Below are 14,852 nucleotides of genomic sequence, written 5' to 3' on the forward strand. Positions count from 1 at the left end.
TGTCCCACGACGGGATACGTGCGCCACCCGATTGATACAATGTAACAAAGGAACCACCCATGCCTGCCCACCACCCACGTTTCAAGCCGCATTCCCTGGCCCTGGCCCTTGCCGCCCTGCTGCCGTCGGCCGCATTTGCCGCCGCCGATGACCAAGGCCATCGTGACCGCCACCTGACCGAGCTGTCGTCGGTGCAGGTCACCGCCTCGCCGCTGCAGGGCGATGCCGAGTCGCTGGCCCGCCCGGTGGAGGTGCTGGCCGGTGAACGCCTGGACGAGCAGAAGGCCGGCACCCTGGGTGACACCGTGGCCAAGCTGCCGGGCGTGCAGAGCACCTTCTTCGGTCCCGGCGTCGGCCGTCCGATCATCCGCGGCCAGGAAGGCCCGCGCGTGGCCGTGCTGTCCAACGGTATGAGCAACATGGATGCCTCCACCGTCAGCGCCGACCACGCCACCAGCATCGAGCCGTTCCTGGCCGACCAGATCGAAGTGCTGAAGGGCCCGGCCACCCTGCTGTTCGGCAGCGGCGCCATCGGCGGCGCGGTGAACGTGGTCGACGGCCGCATTGCCCGCGAACTGCCGGACCGTCCGCTCAGCGGCCGCGCCGAGCTGCGTGGCAATTCGGTGAACGACGAGCGCAGCGGCATGTTCCGGCTCGACGGCGTCAGCGGCAATGTCGTGCTGCACGTCGATGGCCTGGTGCGCAATGGCGACGACTACCGCATTCCGGGCTACGCAGTGATCGACAGCCTGGAAGAGCACCACGACGACCACGACCATGACCACGCGGGCGAAGAAGGCGAAGAGCCGCGCCGCGGCCGCCTGGACAACAGCTCCATCCGTACCCGCGCCGGTGGCGTCGGCGCCACCTGGCTGGGCGAAGGCGGTTACTTCGGCGTGTCGGCCAGCACCTACCGCACCAACTACGGCATCCCCAACGGCGCCCACGTGCATGCCGACGGCGATGACCACGGCCATGATCACGACCACGACCATGGTGACGAGGAAGAAGGTGACGAGCACGACGTTCGCATCGACATGGTGCAGAACCGCTTCGAGACCAAGGCCGGCATCTACAACCCGGTGTCGTTCCTGAAGAACGTCAACGCGCGCGTGGCCTACACCGATTACGAGCACGTGGAGCTGGAAGCCGGCACGCCGTCCACCCGCTTCACCAACCGCGGCATCGAAACCCGCCTGGAAGCCGTGCAGCAGCAGATCGGCGGCTGGGATGGCGCCTTCGGCCTGCAGTTCGGCAACAGCGATTTCGGCGCCAAGGGTGAAGAAGCCTTCGTGCCGGACACCAACACGAAGAACGTCGGCCTGTTCGTGCTGCAGGAAAAGCAGTTCGGCCCGTTCAAGCTGGAACTGGGCGGCCGCCACGACCAGGTCAAGCTGGACCCGACCGGTGACTACCGCCGCCGCAAGTTCGACGCCACCAACCTGTCCGCCGCCGGCATCTGGAAGCTCAATGATGCCGTCGACCTGCGCATTGGCGTGGACAGCTCCGAGCGTGCGCCCACCAACGAAGAGCTGTACGCCGCCGGCGCGCACATCGCCACCCGCTCGCTGGAAATCGGCGATGCCAACCTGAAGACCGAGCGCGGCCAGCGCGTCGAACTGGGCATCCACACCCACAGCGACCGCCTGGACTTCTCCGCCGCGATCTACCAGACCAAATTCAAGGACTTCATCTACCTGGCCGACACCGGCATCACCGAAGGCCTGCCGGTGCGCACCTGGACCCAGCAGGATGCGGTGTTCAAGGGTGCCGAAGCCGAGGCGCTGGTGCACCTGTTCGAAGGCAGCGCCGGTGACTGGGACCTGCGCGTATTCGGTGACTACGTGCAGGCCAAGCTGGATGGCAACGGCAGCCGCAACCTGGACATCGCCGTGCCGCATGGCGACCACAACCACAACTACAGCGTTGAACTGGCCAATACCGGTTACCTGCCGCGCATCGCCCCGGCCCGCGTCGGCGCCGACCTGCGCTGGGCCAAGGACGGCTGGCGTGCCTCGGTGGGCGCGGTGCGTTACAGCCGCCAGAAGGACGTGGCCCAGAACGAAGCGCCGAGCAACGGCTACACCCTGGTCGATGCGCACTTCGCCTACCGCTGGGACCGCAGCGACAGCAACAGCTACGAAGTGTTCCTGGATGGCAGCAACCTGACCAACCGGGAAGTGCGTCCGCACACCTCGCTGCTGCGTGATTACTCGCCGCTGCCGGGCCGTGGTGTCGCATTCGGCATCCGCGCGTACTTCTGATCCGTCATCCACGCACGGCGTGGATCTACTGATGCCTGGAGGTCGGATCCCTTTCCGCAGGAAAGGGCTCTGCCACCGGGCGCTCATTTCCTGGCGACGTTCCATGTCGTTCTCTCCCGGGGGCCTTCTGGCCCCCGTTTTTTTGCGCAACGATTTCATCACGCAGTCATCACAAAGATGTGCGTACGACAACAAGCGGACAATCCCGTCGCCAAACGTCTCGCCAACCGGACACTAGTGTCCGAAAATGAAGCCATGACCACCCAACGTGCTGATGCTGCTGCCCGACGTGCCCTCATCCTCGATGCCGCCGACCATGTGTTCGGCCAACATGGCGTCACTGCGCCGCTGGACCTGGTGGTCGAACGCGCCCAGGTGGGCCGCGCCACCCTGTACCGCAACTTCCCCGACCGTACTGCGCTGATCCAGGCGCTGCTGCAACGCACGGTCGATCGCATCCGCCGCCAGGTCGAACAACTGGGCAACCGCGACGACGCCCTGTTCGAGGTGTTCGAGGGCATGGCCCAGCGCATCATCGATTCGCCCGCGCTGGCCGACTACTGGCGTGCGGTGGATTCGGACGTGCCCGCCATGCGCACCGCGCGCGAAACCGTGCGGGACCTGCTGGAAGCCCCCATCGCCCGCGCCAAGGCCGCCGGCCTGTGCCGGCCGGACCTGGAGAAGACGGATATTTCACTGATCTCGGGCATGCTGGGCGCAGCCCTTCGCGGCAAGACGCGTGAAGAGCGTGCCCAGCTGGCCGGGCGCGCCCTGCAGCTGCTGCGCGGGGGCCTCCAGGGAGCTGCCAACGAGGCGCGCTGATGGTGCAGCCGTACCTCAAGCCGGTACCGGACTGGGAGGAACACGAGAAGCCGACCATGCCCGGTTCGGCCTCGATGCCCTGGCACCCGCCGTACCGGCGCGCGGCCTACGCGCTGGTCTCGCTGCTGGTGGCCATCACCGGTGGCCTGGGCAATGCGCTGGTCACCGCCAACCTGCCCTTCCTGCAGGGCCAGCTGGCGTTGACGCCCACCCAGGGCAGCTGGCTGGTGGCGGCCTACGCCATGGTGAACGTCACCGCCAACCTGCTGGCCTTCAAGTTCCGCCAGCAGTACGGCATCCGCCTGTTCGCCGAAATCGGCCTGGGCCTGTACGCGGCGCTGGCGGTCCTGCACCTGTTCGTCGGCAGTTTCGAAACCACCCTGCTGACTCGCGCCGCCAGCGGCTTTGCCGGCGCGGCGTGTTCAACGCTGGGTACCCTGTACATGCTGCAGGCCCTGCCGCGGCGCTTCACCGGCAACCTGCTGGTGGTCGGCGTGGGCCTGTCGCAGCTGGCGGTGCCGATTGCCTGGATCGTCTCGCCGGCACTGGTCGATACCGGCCAGTGGCACCAGCTGTATTCGTTCGAAGCCGGCCTGGCCCTGTGCGCGTTCGCGGCGGTGGTGGTGCTGAAGCTGCCGCCGGGCGTGCAGATCAAGGCCTTCGAACCGTTGGACTTCCTCACCTTCGCCCTGCTGGCGCCGGCCGTCGCGCTGCTGGTGGTGGTGCTGGCACAGGGCTACACGCGCTGGTGGTTGAACACGCCGTGGCTGGGCTGGGCGCTGGTGGCCTCCATCGCACTGACCACCACCGCGCTGGTCATCGAGCACTACCGGCGCAACCCGCTGCTGCAGATCCGCTGGCTGTCGACGTTGCCGGTGCTGCACTTCATCGTCGGCGCGTTCCTGCTGCGCTTCCTCACCACCGAACAGTCCTACGGCGTGGTCAACCTGATGCGCACGTTGGGCATGGGCCCGGACCAGATGCGCCCGCTGTTCGTGGTCATCCTGGCCGGGGTGATCGCCGGCATCGCCGGTGCCTCGCTCACCTTCGGCCCGAAGCGGTTGATCGCCCAGCTGCTGATGGCCATCCTGCTGCTGGGCGCGGCGGCGTTCTTCGACCAGCACCGCACCAGCCTGGACCGCCCGCACGATTTCTACATCAGCCAGTTCCTGGCGTCGGTCGGTGCCGGCATGTTCATGGGCCCGCTGATCATGCTGGGTATTTCCGCCGCGCTGAAACAGGGCGTGGACCACATGATCACCTTCCTGGTCACACTGTCGATCACCCAGACCCTCGGCGGCCTGGCCGGTTCGGCGGTGCTGGGCACCTTCCAGCTGCACCGCGAACAGCTGTATTCCAGTGCGATCACCAGCCAGCTGGACCCGGCCGACCCGGTGGTGGCGCAGCGCCTGCGCATCCAGCAGCAGATCTACGCCGCGCAGATCACCGACCCGGTGCTGCGCAGCGCGCAGGGCACCGCGCAGCTGGCGCAGACCGCGCGCCGCGAAGCCAATGTGCGCGGCTTCAATGATGTGTTCACCCTGAGCGGCTGGCTGGCCATCGGCTTCCTGTGCTGGTTGCTGCTGCTGTCACTGCGTACCGCCGTGCTCAAGCAATGGCGCAAGCGCCATCCCTCACCGTCCCCTGCGGCCAACGCCGCCCTGCCCCACTGAGCCCGCCGCCATGTCTCCGCTTCCGCCCCGCTCCGACAGCGACGCCACCGACAACGTCAGCCCACCGCCGCCCACCGATGCGGCGCCGGCCGCCACGCCGGCGGCACCGGCAGCGGCACCGAAGTACCTCAAGCCCAGCGCGCGCAGCGTGGTGGTGATGGTGGTGGTGGCGCTGCTGGGCATCGCGCTGATCCTGCGGGCCTGGCACCTGTGGCCCTTCGCCAGCAGCGTGATGGTGACCGACAACGCCTATGTGCGCGGGCAGATCACGGTGATGGCACCGCAGGTGGCCGGCTATGTCACCGAGGTGCTGGTGAAGGACTTCCAGCACGTGAAGCAGGGCGAGCCGCTGCTGCGCATCGACAACCGCATCTACGCGCAGAAGGTGGCGCAGGCCGAGGCGACGCTGGACAGTGCGCGCGCGGCGCTGGCCAATTCGGACCAGTCGCAGGCGCAGAACCGCGCGCAGATCGCCTCGGCCCACGCCACGCTGTCGGCCGGCCAGGCCGAGCTGCAGCGCTCACGCAACGAGGCCAAGCGCTACGAGGAACTGGCAGCGCAGCAGCTGGTGTCGATCAACGACCGCGACAAGTTCCGCACCAGCCAGGCCTCGGCACAGGCCAGCGTGCAGCAGTCGCAGGCGCAGATCCGCATTGCCGAAGAGACCCTGGTATCGACCCAGGTGGCGCGCAAGAGCCTGGAGGCGCAGGTGGAAAGTGCGCAGGCGCAGCTGGAACTGGCCCGCATCGATCTGGCCAACACGGTCATCCACGCGCCGCGCGATGGGCAGATCAGCGAGGCCAGCGTGCGCGTGGGCCAGTACGTGGCCGCCGGTTCGCAGCTGCTGTTCCTGGTGCCGGATGCGTTGTGGGTGGTGGCCAATTACAAGGAAGGCCAGACCTGGCAGATGGCCATTGGCCAGCCAGCCTCGTTCTCGGTGGATGCGTTCCAGGGCCAGGTGCTGCGCGGCCATGTGGAGGAGATCGCGCCGGCCACCGGCTCGGAATTCAGTGTGCTGCGGCCGGACAATGCCAGTGGCAACTTCACCAAGGTGGTGCAGCGGCTGCCGGTGCGCATCCGCATCGACCCGGAGCAGCCGCTGGCGGCGCGGCTGCGGCCGGGCATGTCGGTGATCGCGCGGGTGGATACGGCGGCGGAGCCGGAGCCTGCGCCTGCGCCTGCGCGGTAGAGTCGACTGCTGGTCCACTGCTCTGCTGCCCGCCGAACCGTGCGGCTTCGCCGAGGGCTGCGAACGGCGGAGCCCCTCGTGGCTGATCGTTGCGGTTGGATTGCTGGATGGGCCAGGTGGGTGGGGCAGGCGGGACACGCCGTAAACCCGTCCATGGGGGCTCGTAGGCGCCATCCATGGCGCCTGCGGTCCCGCCTGCCCCACCCACCCGGCCACGGACATTTTCCGTGCGCGTCAGCCACGTGTATCAAAGGGATAAAATCAAAAGCGGGGGCTGCGGCTCCGCTTTATTTGTAGAGTCGAGCCATGCTCGACTGCTCTATGCCAGGAACATGCAGAAGACATGAAATTCAACGCACTGGCCCAAAAAGCGGCCAAGGGCCCTGCGCCGCTGGAACATGGCGGCAACGTGGAAGTGGAGGATCTGATCCGCTTCGTGCTGGAACACGGTGCAGAAGGCGCCGCCGAGATCGAGCGTCTGTGTGCGCTGTACGGCTGGCGCGAGGAATTCCAGTACAACGCCGATGGCACGCACTTCGCGCCGATGGCGCCGTGGGCGCGGGCATGTGCGGCATTCGGTTACGGTGGCGTGGCGGGGCTGCAGCCGCTGCTGGATGATCCGCGCCGGGCGACCTATGCGATCGGTGTGCTGGAGGACGTGCGCAGCGAGGCGTCGGTGAACGCGCTGCTGGGATTCTGCGAACAGGCGGATTTCAGCCAGGGCGATCCGATGTCGGCGCCGTTGCGGGCGCTGGCTGCGCTGAATTCGCTGCTGTCATTCGACAAGGGCGTTGTGGTGCCAGTGGCCACGCAGCAGGCGTTGCTGCAGGTGGTTCAGCGCGCGTGGCCGCAGGCGTCGACCGCGCAGGGCCGGAGCCTGGCGCTGTATGCCGCGCGCGGTGCGTCGGTGGCGGAAGCGATGGCGTGGCTGCAGTCGCTGGCGCTGGAAGAGGAAGAGATGGTTGCTGCACGCAAGGTGGCGTTGAAGCGGCTGCGGCAGCGTCTTTAAGTGGGGTCAGAGCCCTTTGCCCTTGGCAAAGGGATCCGACCCCGATTCCATGCCGGCCAGCGGCCGGCACCACCGATCTGTCAGCCGGCGCAGCGCGCGCAGAGGCCGTGCACTTCCAGGGTCTGCGCCTGCGGCTGGAAGCCCAGCTCCTTGGCGCGCTTTTCCAGCTGGGTGACGATTTCGCGGTCTTCCAGCTCCACCGCGCTGTGGCAGCTGTTGCAGATCAGGAACGGCACCGAGTGTGCCGCGCTGCTGGGGTGGTGGCAGGCCACGAAGGCGTTCACCGATTCCAGCTTGTGCACGAAGCCATTGGCCATCAGGAAATCGAGGGCGCGGTACACGGTGGGCGGGGCGTCGGCACCCACGCCCTTGCCGTTGCGTACCCACTCCAGCAGCTCGTAGGCCTTGACCGGCTTGCCGGCCTCGGCGATCAGCTTGAGCACGTTGGCGCGGATGGGGGTCAGGCGCAGCCCGCGCTCGCGCGAGACGCGCTCGACCACCGCCACGAAATCCGATGCGTCGTGGACGTGGTGGTGCGGGGCGGTACAGGCAGAAGCTGGTTTGGCGGGCATGCGCGTTCTCCGGTTCAGGTCTGGGCGGCAGGGCTCAGGCCGTTGCTACCTTGGTGATGGCCACATCGATGCGTTTCAAGGCCTGCTCGCGGCCGGCCAGGTACACGGTATGGGAAATGTCAGGACTGACCTGGGTGCCGGTGATGGCCACGCGCAGCGGCTGGGCCACCTTGCCCATGCCCATTTCCAGGGCGGCAGCGGCATCGTGCAGGGCCACGCCCACGGCTTCGGCGGTCCATTCCGGCAGGGCCGCCAGCAGCTCGCGGGCCTTGCCCAGCGGCAGCTCGGCGCCGGCCTTGAAGTGCTTGGCCACGGCGGCCTCGTCGTACTCGGTCAGCGGCTGGTACCAGACCACGGCCTTCTCGGCCATTTCCTTCAGGGTCTGCACGCGCTCGCGCAGGGCGATCACCACATCCACCGGGGCCGGGCCTGCGGCCACGTCCAGGCCCAGCTTTTCCAGCTGGTAGACCAGGTGCGGCACGATGCTGGCCGGTTCCTCGGTCTTCAGGAAGTGCTGGTTGACCCAGCCCAGCTTGGCCATGTCCAGGCGCGAGGCCTTGGAATTGCAGTTGGTCACGTCGAACAGCTCGATCAGTTCCTGGCGGCTGAACAGCTCCTGGTCACCATGCGACCAGCCCAGGCGGGCCAGGTAGCTCAGCAGCGCGTCGGGCAGGTAACCGGCGTCCTTGTACTGCATCACGTCGGCCGCGCCGGTGCGCTTGGACAGCTTGGCACCCTGTTCGTCCAGGATCATCGGCATGTGGCCGAACTTCGGCACCGGCGCGCCGATGCCTTCGTACAGGTTGATCTGGCGCGGGGTGTTGTTGATGTGGTCGTCGCCGCGGATGACCTCGGTGATGCCCATGTCCCAGTCGTCCACCACCACCGCGAAGTTGTAGGTGGGGTAGCCGTCCGGGCGGAAGATGACCATGTCATCCAGCTCGCTGTTGGCGATCTCGATGCGGCCCTTGATCAGGTCGTCGAACACCACGGTGCCGTCCAGCGGGTTCTTGAAGCGGATGACGCGGTTCGGGTCGTCCTTGCGCGGCAGGCCCAGCTCGCGCGCGGCGCCGTTGTAGCGCGGCTTTTCCTGCTTGGCCATGGCGGCCTCGCGCATGGCGTCCAGCTCTTCGCGGGTTTCGTAGGCGTAGTACGCCTTGCCGTCGGCCACCAGCTGCTCGGCCACTTCCAGGTAGCGGGCCACGCGGTCGGTCTGGTAGATCGGGCCCATGTCGTAGTCCAGGCCCAGCCAGTCCATCGCCTCCAGGATCGCGTCGATCGCGCCCTGGGTGCTGCGTTCACGGTCGGTGTCCTCGATGCGCAGCACGAATTCGCCGCCGCGGTGGCGGGCCTCCAGCCAGCAGTACAGCGCGGTGCGGGCACCGCCGATGTGCAGGTAACCGGTGGGGCTGGGGGCGAAGCGGGTGCGGCAGGTCATGGACGGCTCGGGGAACGGGAATCCGCCGATTTTACCACCAGCCCCGTAAGGGCAAGGAGGGGCGGACGCGTCCGGCCCCTCCCCGCCTGCCTTTTACGGCTGCGGTTCAGCCTTGCGCGGGAAAGACGGCTCGCGCATCGCCGCGTTGTAGGCGAAGGAGGCGACGATGGCGGCGGCCTGCTTCAGGTCGTCCGGCTCGGCGTGGTCCCAGGTATCGAGGTGGCTGTGGTGGACGTTGGTGAAGTAGTCCAGCCGGTCCTGGATGAACTGGAAGCCCGGCAGGCCGATCCGGTCGAAGCTGATGTGGTCGGTGCTGCCGGTATTGCGGGTGGCCACGGTGGTGGCGCCCACGTCATGGAACGGGGCCAGCCAGGCTTCGAAGATCGGCATGGCCGCCAGGTTTTCCTGGGCGTAGATGCCCCGGAAGCGGCCGGAGCCGTTGTCCATGTTGAAGTAGACCTGGAACTTGCCGTAATCGCGGGTCTTCTGCAGGGCACCGGTCGGGTCGCGCAGCGAGGCCGGCAGCGCCTTCTGCGCCGGGTCGTTGGGTTCCGGGAAACGACCGAAGTGCTTGGCCACATAGGCCTGCGAGCCGATCAGGCCCTGCTCCTCGCCGCTCCACAACGCCACGCGGATGGTCCGCTTCGGCTTGGCACCGGTGGCCTTGAGGATGCGCATGGCCTCCATCATCACCGCCACGCCGGCGGCGTTGTCGGCCGCCCCGGTGCCGCTGTGCCAGGAATCCAGGTGGGCGCCGATCATCACCACTTCATCGGGCTTGCTGCTGCCGCGGATCTCGGCCAGCGTGTTGTAGCCCGGCTGGTCGGCCTCGTCGGTGAAGCGGGCGGCCACGTCCACGCGCAGGCGCACGGTCTGCTTGGCGCCCAGCGCGCGCACCAGCGGGTTGAAGTGTTCGGCGATCATCGCCAGCTCCGGGATGCCCACCGATTCGCCGGCCTTGCGCGAACCGCCGCCGGCAACACGGATGATGCCGTTGTCCCAGCTGCTGATGCTGATCGAGGCCAGCGCGCCCTCTTCCACGAAGAAGGCGTTGACCTTGGCCGCCAGCTCCTGGCGTTCCTTGTATTCCTTCACCCGCTTTGCCCGCTCGGCGGCGGCATCCTTGGGCAGGGTGAACTCCTGCAGGCCTTCCAGCGAGGTGGCATCGTGGCGGTGCGAATCGGCCTCGGTACCGCGCTTGTACTCGCGCGCTTCACCCAGCAGCAGGATCTTGCCGCGCAGCTTGCCACGGTACTTTTCGATGTCTTCCGGCTTCTTGATGTCCACCTGCACCAGCTCGCCCTCGACCGGGCCACGGGTGCCCGGCGTCCAGGCCTTGGGCAGGGCATGCAGCGGCTGCACGCGGTCGCCCAGCATTTCAACGCTGGCCGAGGTGAACTCCCAGCCACGGCCGAAATCATCGAAGGCTTCGTCGTGGACGTTGTCCAGCTTCCATTCGTTGAACTTGCCGCGGGTCCAGGCGTTGGCACGGCCCATCGCCGGCGAGTTGGTCAGGCGCGGGCCGATCCGTTCGGTGAGATAGCTGAAGGTGTCCATCACCTGCGAGCGGTGGAACGCTTCCTGGCGGATCCGGCTGACCATGTCCAGGTCCACCGGCTCGCGCTGCTGCGCCCCTGCATTGCCACCCATCGCCAGCGCTGCGGCCAGCATGCCCCACTTCAACACATCGCACCCCTGCCCTTCGGCTCGATCATCAACCCATCGAGTCTAGCCAGCAGGGGCGCGCGGCCCCCGTCCCATCGGTCATGGACCGCACCGCGATCACCCACGTCATGCGTGTCGGTCATGGGCAATGGCTCCCGTAGATCCACGCCATGCGTGGATGCTCTGTGCGCGATCACCCGCGCCAGCCCAGCCACAGCTGCGCGCGCTCGGGCAGCAGCAGCAACCAGTGCTGCAGGTCCACGCTGCTGCAGCCGTACACCGCTGCGTGCATGGGCCAATCGCCGGGCAGGCCATCGATGCCGATCTCCGACAGCGCCGCCGCGCCGGCCTTCCATGGCCGGTATCGCGGCACGCGCCCGGCCAGCGCGCCGCGTCCCTGCCGCGCGCCTGCCAGCCACGCCAGACCCTGCGCCTGCAGTCCCTCGCAGGTCGCCGCGGCCAGCTGGAAGCGGACCAGGCCGGGGGCGATCCGTGCCCCCGGCAGGGCCGCCAGCACACCATGTGCCTGCAGCAGTGCATCCACTTCCAGCAGGGCCGGAACGCCCTGCCGTGCCCGTTGCCGCAATCCCTGGCGCCAGCTCATGGCGTGCTCCTTACTTCAGTTCCGCGCCCAGCGCGTACCAGTCGACCCGGCGGGTCACCCACATGGCCAGCGCCAGGATCACGAACAGCAGCAGCGAACCCATCAGCAGCGCGTTGTTTTCCGAAACCAGCAGGCCATACAGGGCGCCATACAGCAGGGTCAGCATCGCGGCAAAGCCGAGCCCGCGCTTCCAGTGCCCCAGCACATGGGCCAGGTACACCGCCTGCAGGCCGATGCAGGCCACGGCCGAAACCAGGTACGCCTTCCAGAAGGTGATGTGCTCGGACAGGCTGATCAGCAGCAGGAAGAAGATCGCCAGCGCCAGGCCTACCATCAGGTACTGCAGCGGGTGGATGCGCAGCGACTTGATCAGTTCGAACAGGATGAAGCCGACGAAGGTCAGCACCACGAACAGGATTCCGTACTTGGACGCGCGGTCGGCCTGGGTGTAGGCGTCGATCGGGTCCACCAGCGAGACTTCCACGGCCTGCGCGTCCAGGTCGCCTTCGCTGCGCAGCTGGCGCTGTGCGTCCGAGGCCAGCGAGGACACCGCCCAGCGTGCGTCGAAGCCCTTGCCATCCACGCGGCGTTCGTTGGGCAGGAACGCCCCGGAGAACGAAGGGTGCGGCCAGGTCGAGCGCAGCGCGATGTGGTTGTCATCACCCACCGGCACCACCGACAGCGCGCGGCTGCCATCCAGGCGGATGTCCAGCGCCACGCTGCTGGCTGCCAGCGTGCCGCCGCTGGCATCGGCGAAGCTGGCCAGCGGCGCATGCAGGCCACGGCCCAGCACCGATGCAGTGCCTACGCCCGGCTGCAGCTTCAGCTGCTTGCCGTCCACCTGCAGATCGGGCGTACCGACCAGGCCACGCGCATCGGACACGCCCAGCGCCACGTACGGCTGGCCATAGCTGCGGCCGGCCTTCACCGGGTAGTCGTCGGCGGCGAAGCTGGCCTTCAGCGTGCCGTTCCAGCTGTAGACCGGCACCTTGAACAGGCCGACCGAACGCTGGCTGGGTACCAGTTCACCGTTCACGTCCAGGCTGGTCGGCACCTGCAGCCAATGGCCTTCGGTGGTCTGCACCTCGGTCTTCTTGTTGCCCTGCGCGTCGACCACCTCCACCTGCTGGCGTTCCACCCAAGGCACCACCCGCACCGGGCCAACCAGGCGCTGGGTACCGGCACGGCTCTCGGCCACGCGCGAATACGCCTCGTCACGGTAGGCGCTGCGTTCGCTGATCACACCGCGGATCATCATCAGCGGGATCAGCAGCAGCAGGATCAGTCCGCCGACGATGGCGAACCGCAACAGCATCTTCAGGGATTTCATCGTCCATCCTCGTTGGAGAGGGCTGCAGGATGGACGGCGGCGGTGAGCGGGGTTTGTGGCGAATTTGAAGCGAATGTGAAGTCAGCGGCGCGTGCGCGGGGCCGGGCTGCCCAGCGGCAGCCACAGGCTGGCCACGCTGCCTCCACCGGGGCGTGGGTCCAGGCTGGCGCGGCCATCGTGCAGGCGTGCGACTTCCTGCACGAACGGCAGGCCCAGGCCGGAACTGCGGCGGCCGTTGCCGGGGCGGGCCAGGGAATAGAAACGCTCGAACACGCGCTCACGTGCGTAGTCGGGCACGCCGGTGCCACGGTCGGCCACCTGCAGGCGCACGCCCCGCCCTTCGGCATGCGCCTCCAGTTCCACCTCGGCACCGGGCGAGGAGAACGCGATGGCGTTGTCGATCAGGTTGTGCAGCGCCTGCCGCAGCAGATAGGCATCGCCCTGCACGCGCAGGTCCGGCGCGGCGCCGATGCGCACCTGCACGCCGGCCGCCTGTGCACGCACCTGTGCGGCAGCGGCGGCATCATCCAGCAGCGCGACCAGCGCGATCGGGTCGCGGGTCTGCAGCCAGCCATGCTGCTCCACTTCGGCCAGCGCCAGCAGCTTGTCGATGGTTTCGGTCAACCGTTCCTGTTGGTCGACGATGCTGCGTGCGAAGTGCGCGCGGTCGGCATCGGGCATCGGTTCCTGCAGCAGTTCGGCGGCACCACGGATGGCGGCCAACGGGCTCTTCATCTCGTGGGTGAGCGACTGCACGTACTGCTCCACGTAGGCCTTGCCCTCCAGCTTGCGGCGCATGGTTTCAAGGGCCTGGCCCAGGTCGCCGATCTCGTCGCGGCGGCGCCGCGGCGGCGGCACCGGCTCGCCGGCGGTCACTGCGCGCGCGTAACGGCTCAACTGGCCCAGACCGGTGGTCAGCCACATCGTCACCAGCACGCCCACCAGCGCCGACAGGCCGATCAGCCAGGCACCACGTTCGATGATGGCGCGCTGGCTGGCCGCAATGAACGGGTCGATGCTGCGGTTGGGCTGGGCCAGGCTCAGCACGCCGATCAGGGTGCGCCCGTCGGCCGGGTCGTACACCGGCGCGGCCACGTGCATCACCGTATCGCCTTCCTCGCCGGCGACTTCCGGGCTGGAGCGCGCACCGTACTCCCCGCGCAGGGTGCGGTAGACATCGTTCCAGCGCGAATTGTCGCGCCCCACATCGCGGCCCAGCGAATCGTAGATGACGATGCCCTTCGCATCCGTGATCGTCACCCGGTAATCCAGCGAACGTTTCGGGAAGCGCCAGACCATCGCCTTCAGATCGCGCTGGCGTGCATGGGCCAGATTGCGGGTGAACTGGCCGCCCTGCAGGGTGCCGGCCTTGACGTCGGCCGCCGCCATCTCGGCCAGCACGTTGGCCGCATCGACCAGGGTCGATTCCATTGCCTGGCGAACGCCCGGCTTCACCTCGTTCACGAACACCCGCATCACGAAGAACGCGGCGATGCCGGTGATCAGGAAGAAGCCCAGGAACAGCTTCAGTACCAGGCGCATGGCTCAGGCCTCCAGCGCGTAGCCCAGGCCACGATGGGTGCGGATCGGGTCGTCGCTGGCACCGGCCGCGCGCAGCTTCGCGCGCAGCGTCTTGACGTGGGTGTCGACGGTACGGTCGGCGCTGTCGGCGCTGCTGTCCCAGCCGCGGTCCATCAACTGGGCGCGGCTGAGGATCGCCCCGGGCCGCTGCAGCAGGGCCTCCAGCAGCGCGTATTCGTAGCGGGTCAGGTCCAGCGCCTGGCCGTGGTAGCGGATGCGCCGGCCCTCGCGGTCGATGGCGAAGGCGCCGTGCTCGCGCCAGCCCGGCTCGGCCGCTGCCGCCACCGGCGTGGCCGGCAACGCGCGGCGCAGGCGGGCACGCACCCGCGCCACCAGTTCACGCGGTGAAAAGGGCTTGGCCATGTAGTCGTCCGCGCCCAGTTCCAGGCCCAGCACCCGGTCCAGCTCATCGTTGCGGGCGGTCAGGAAGATCACCGGCAGCTGTGCCTGCGGCCCCGGCAAGGCGCGCAGGCGGCGGCAGACCTCGAACCCATTGAGGTCCGGCAGGCCCACATCCAGCACCACCAGGTCCACGTCGCCGTCCTGCAGCCGCTGCAGGGCCTGCCCGCCCAGCAGGCAGTGGCTGGCCGCATAGCCCTCGCTGCGCAGGGCATACAACACGGTATCGGCAATGGCGGCTTCGTCTTCGACCACCAGCACATGGGCAACAGGGCTTGTCATGGCGCGCAGCATAGCCGCTGCGGC

Annotated in this window: 12 protein-coding genes; 5 read left to right on the plus strand and 7 right to left on the minus strand. The window is 67.9% G+C overall.

Features of this window, described 5'->3' with window-relative positions:
- The first annotated feature begins 59 nt into the window (after nucleotides 1-59).
- The 5 genes from ACM2ZB_RS08200 (at nucleotide 60) to ACM2ZB_RS08220 (ending at nucleotide 6,957) form a co-directional block, all read left to right on the plus strand.
- The gene (locus ACM2ZB_RS08200; protein ID WP_416058106.1) at nucleotides 60-2,264 is read left to right on the plus strand and encodes a TonB-dependent receptor; all 2,205 of its coding nucleotides are present in this window, start codon (nucleotides 60-62) and stop codon (nucleotides 2,262-2,264) included.
- A gap of 255 nt (nucleotides 2,265-2,519) precedes the next feature.
- Nucleotides 2,520-3,086, plus strand: a complete 567-nt coding sequence (locus tag ACM2ZB_RS08205) for a helix-turn-helix domain-containing protein (protein ID WP_313435583.1) — start codon at nucleotides 2,520-2,522, stop codon at nucleotides 3,084-3,086.
- On the plus strand, nucleotides 3,086-4,759 hold the full coding sequence (locus tag ACM2ZB_RS08210) for an MFS transporter (RefSeq protein WP_313435581.1): 1,674 nt from the start codon (nucleotides 3,086-3,088) through the stop codon (nucleotides 4,757-4,759). The genes ACM2ZB_RS08205 and ACM2ZB_RS08210 overlap by 1 nt, the downstream gene beginning before the upstream one ends.
- Nucleotides 4,760-4,769: 10 nt before the next feature.
- Nucleotides 4,770-5,948 carry an HlyD family secretion protein gene (locus tag ACM2ZB_RS08215; protein WP_416058107.1) on the plus strand — a complete coding sequence of 393 codons (1,179 nt, stop codon included), beginning with the start codon at nucleotides 4,770-4,772 and terminating at the stop codon, nucleotides 5,946-5,948.
- A gap of 343 nt (nucleotides 5,949-6,291) precedes the next feature.
- Nucleotides 6,292-6,957, plus strand: coding sequence for a hypothetical protein (locus tag ACM2ZB_RS08220; RefSeq protein ID WP_416058108.1), 666 nt, complete (start codon nucleotides 6,292-6,294; stop codon nucleotides 6,955-6,957).
- A gap of 80 nt (nucleotides 6,958-7,037) precedes the next feature.
- On the opposite strand, the gene ACM2ZB_RS08225 is transcribed toward ACM2ZB_RS08220, so the two are convergent.
- From ACM2ZB_RS08225 to creB, 7 genes are all read right to left on the minus strand, one after another.
- Complete coding sequence (locus tag ACM2ZB_RS08225; RefSeq protein ID WP_079221204.1) at nucleotides 7,038-7,529, minus strand: Fur family transcriptional regulator; 492 nt, start codon at nucleotides 7,527-7,529, stop codon at nucleotides 7,038-7,040.
- A gap of 34 nt (nucleotides 7,530-7,563) precedes the next feature.
- On the minus strand, nucleotides 7,564-8,967 hold the full coding sequence (gene gltX / locus ACM2ZB_RS08230) for a glutamate--tRNA ligase (RefSeq protein WP_416058109.1): 1,404 nt from the start codon (nucleotides 8,965-8,967) through the stop codon (nucleotides 7,564-7,566).
- Between the two features lie 93 nt (nucleotides 8,968-9,060).
- Nucleotides 9,061-10,638 (minus strand): M20/M25/M40 family metallo-hydrolase, encoded by a 1,578-nt coding sequence (locus ACM2ZB_RS08235; RefSeq protein WP_416058110.1) that lies wholly within the window; start codon nucleotides 10,636-10,638, stop codon nucleotides 9,061-9,063.
- 187 nt (nucleotides 10,639-10,825) lie between these two features.
- Nucleotides 10,826-11,236, minus strand: coding sequence for a hypothetical protein (locus tag ACM2ZB_RS08240; protein ID WP_313435571.1), 411 nt, complete (start codon nucleotides 11,234-11,236; stop codon nucleotides 10,826-10,828).
- Between the two features lie 10 nt (nucleotides 11,237-11,246).
- Nucleotides 11,247-12,566 (minus strand): cell envelope integrity protein CreD, encoded by a 1,320-nt coding sequence (gene creD / locus ACM2ZB_RS08245; protein WP_416058111.1) that lies wholly within the window; start codon nucleotides 12,564-12,566, stop codon nucleotides 11,247-11,249.
- Between the two features lie 81 nt (nucleotides 12,567-12,647).
- Nucleotides 12,648-14,108, minus strand: a complete 1,461-nt coding sequence (creC, locus tag ACM2ZB_RS08250; protein ID WP_416058112.1) for a two-component system sensor histidine kinase CreC — start codon at nucleotides 14,106-14,108, stop codon at nucleotides 12,648-12,650.
- Between the two features lie 3 nt (nucleotides 14,109-14,111).
- Nucleotides 14,112-14,840 (minus strand): two-component system response regulator CreB, encoded by a 729-nt coding sequence (gene creB / locus ACM2ZB_RS08255; protein WP_416058113.1) that lies wholly within the window; start codon nucleotides 14,838-14,840, stop codon nucleotides 14,112-14,114.
- Nucleotides 14,841-14,852: the final 12 nt, after the last annotated feature.

Source organism: Stenotrophomonas maltophilia (assembly GCF_047782825.1).
GTDB lineage: Bacteria > Pseudomonadota > Gammaproteobacteria > Xanthomonadales > Xanthomonadaceae > Stenotrophomonas.

Excerpts from the sequence above, each read along its gene's own strand:
- ACM2ZB_RS08235 (WP_416058110.1), bottom strand. The coding sequence starts at position 10,638 with ATGCTGGCCGCAGCGCTGGCGATGGGTGGCAATGCAGGGGCGCAGCAG.
- ACM2ZB_RS08240 (WP_313435571.1), bottom strand. The coding sequence starts at position 11,236 with ATGAGCTGGCGCCAGGGATTGCGGCAACGGGCACGGCAGGGCGTTCCG.
- ACM2ZB_RS08220 (WP_416058108.1), top strand. The coding sequence starts at position 6,292 with ATGAAATTCAACGCACTGGCCCAAAAAGCGGCCAAGGGCCCTGCGCCG.
- gltX (WP_416058109.1), bottom strand. The coding sequence starts at position 8,967 with ATGACCTGCCGCACCCGCTTCGCCCCCAGCCCCACCGGTTACCTGCAC.
- creC (WP_416058112.1), bottom strand. The coding sequence starts at position 14,108 with ATGCGCCTGGTACTGAAGCTGTTCCTGGGCTTCTTCCTGATCACCGGC.
- creB (WP_416058113.1), bottom strand. The coding sequence starts at position 14,840 with ATGCTGCGCGCCATGACAAGCCCTGTTGCCCATGTGCTGGTGGTCGAA.
- ACM2ZB_RS08210 (WP_313435581.1), top strand. The coding sequence starts at position 3,086 with ATGGTGCAGCCGTACCTCAAGCCGGTACCGGACTGGGAGGAACACGAG.
- ACM2ZB_RS08200 (WP_416058106.1), top strand. The coding sequence starts at position 60 with ATGCCTGCCCACCACCCACGTTTCAAGCCGCATTCCCTGGCCCTGGCC.
- ACM2ZB_RS08225 (WP_079221204.1), bottom strand. The coding sequence starts at position 7,529 with ATGCCCGCCAAACCAGCTTCTGCCTGTACCGCCCCGCACCACCACGTC.
- ACM2ZB_RS08205 (WP_313435583.1), top strand. The coding sequence starts at position 2,520 with ATGACCACCCAACGTGCTGATGCTGCTGCCCGACGTGCCCTCATCCTC.
- ACM2ZB_RS08215 (WP_416058107.1), top strand. The coding sequence starts at position 4,770 with ATGTCTCCGCTTCCGCCCCGCTCCGACAGCGACGCCACCGACAACGTC.
- creD (WP_416058111.1), bottom strand. The coding sequence starts at position 12,566 with ATGAAATCCCTGAAGATGCTGTTGCGGTTCGCCATCGTCGGCGGACTG.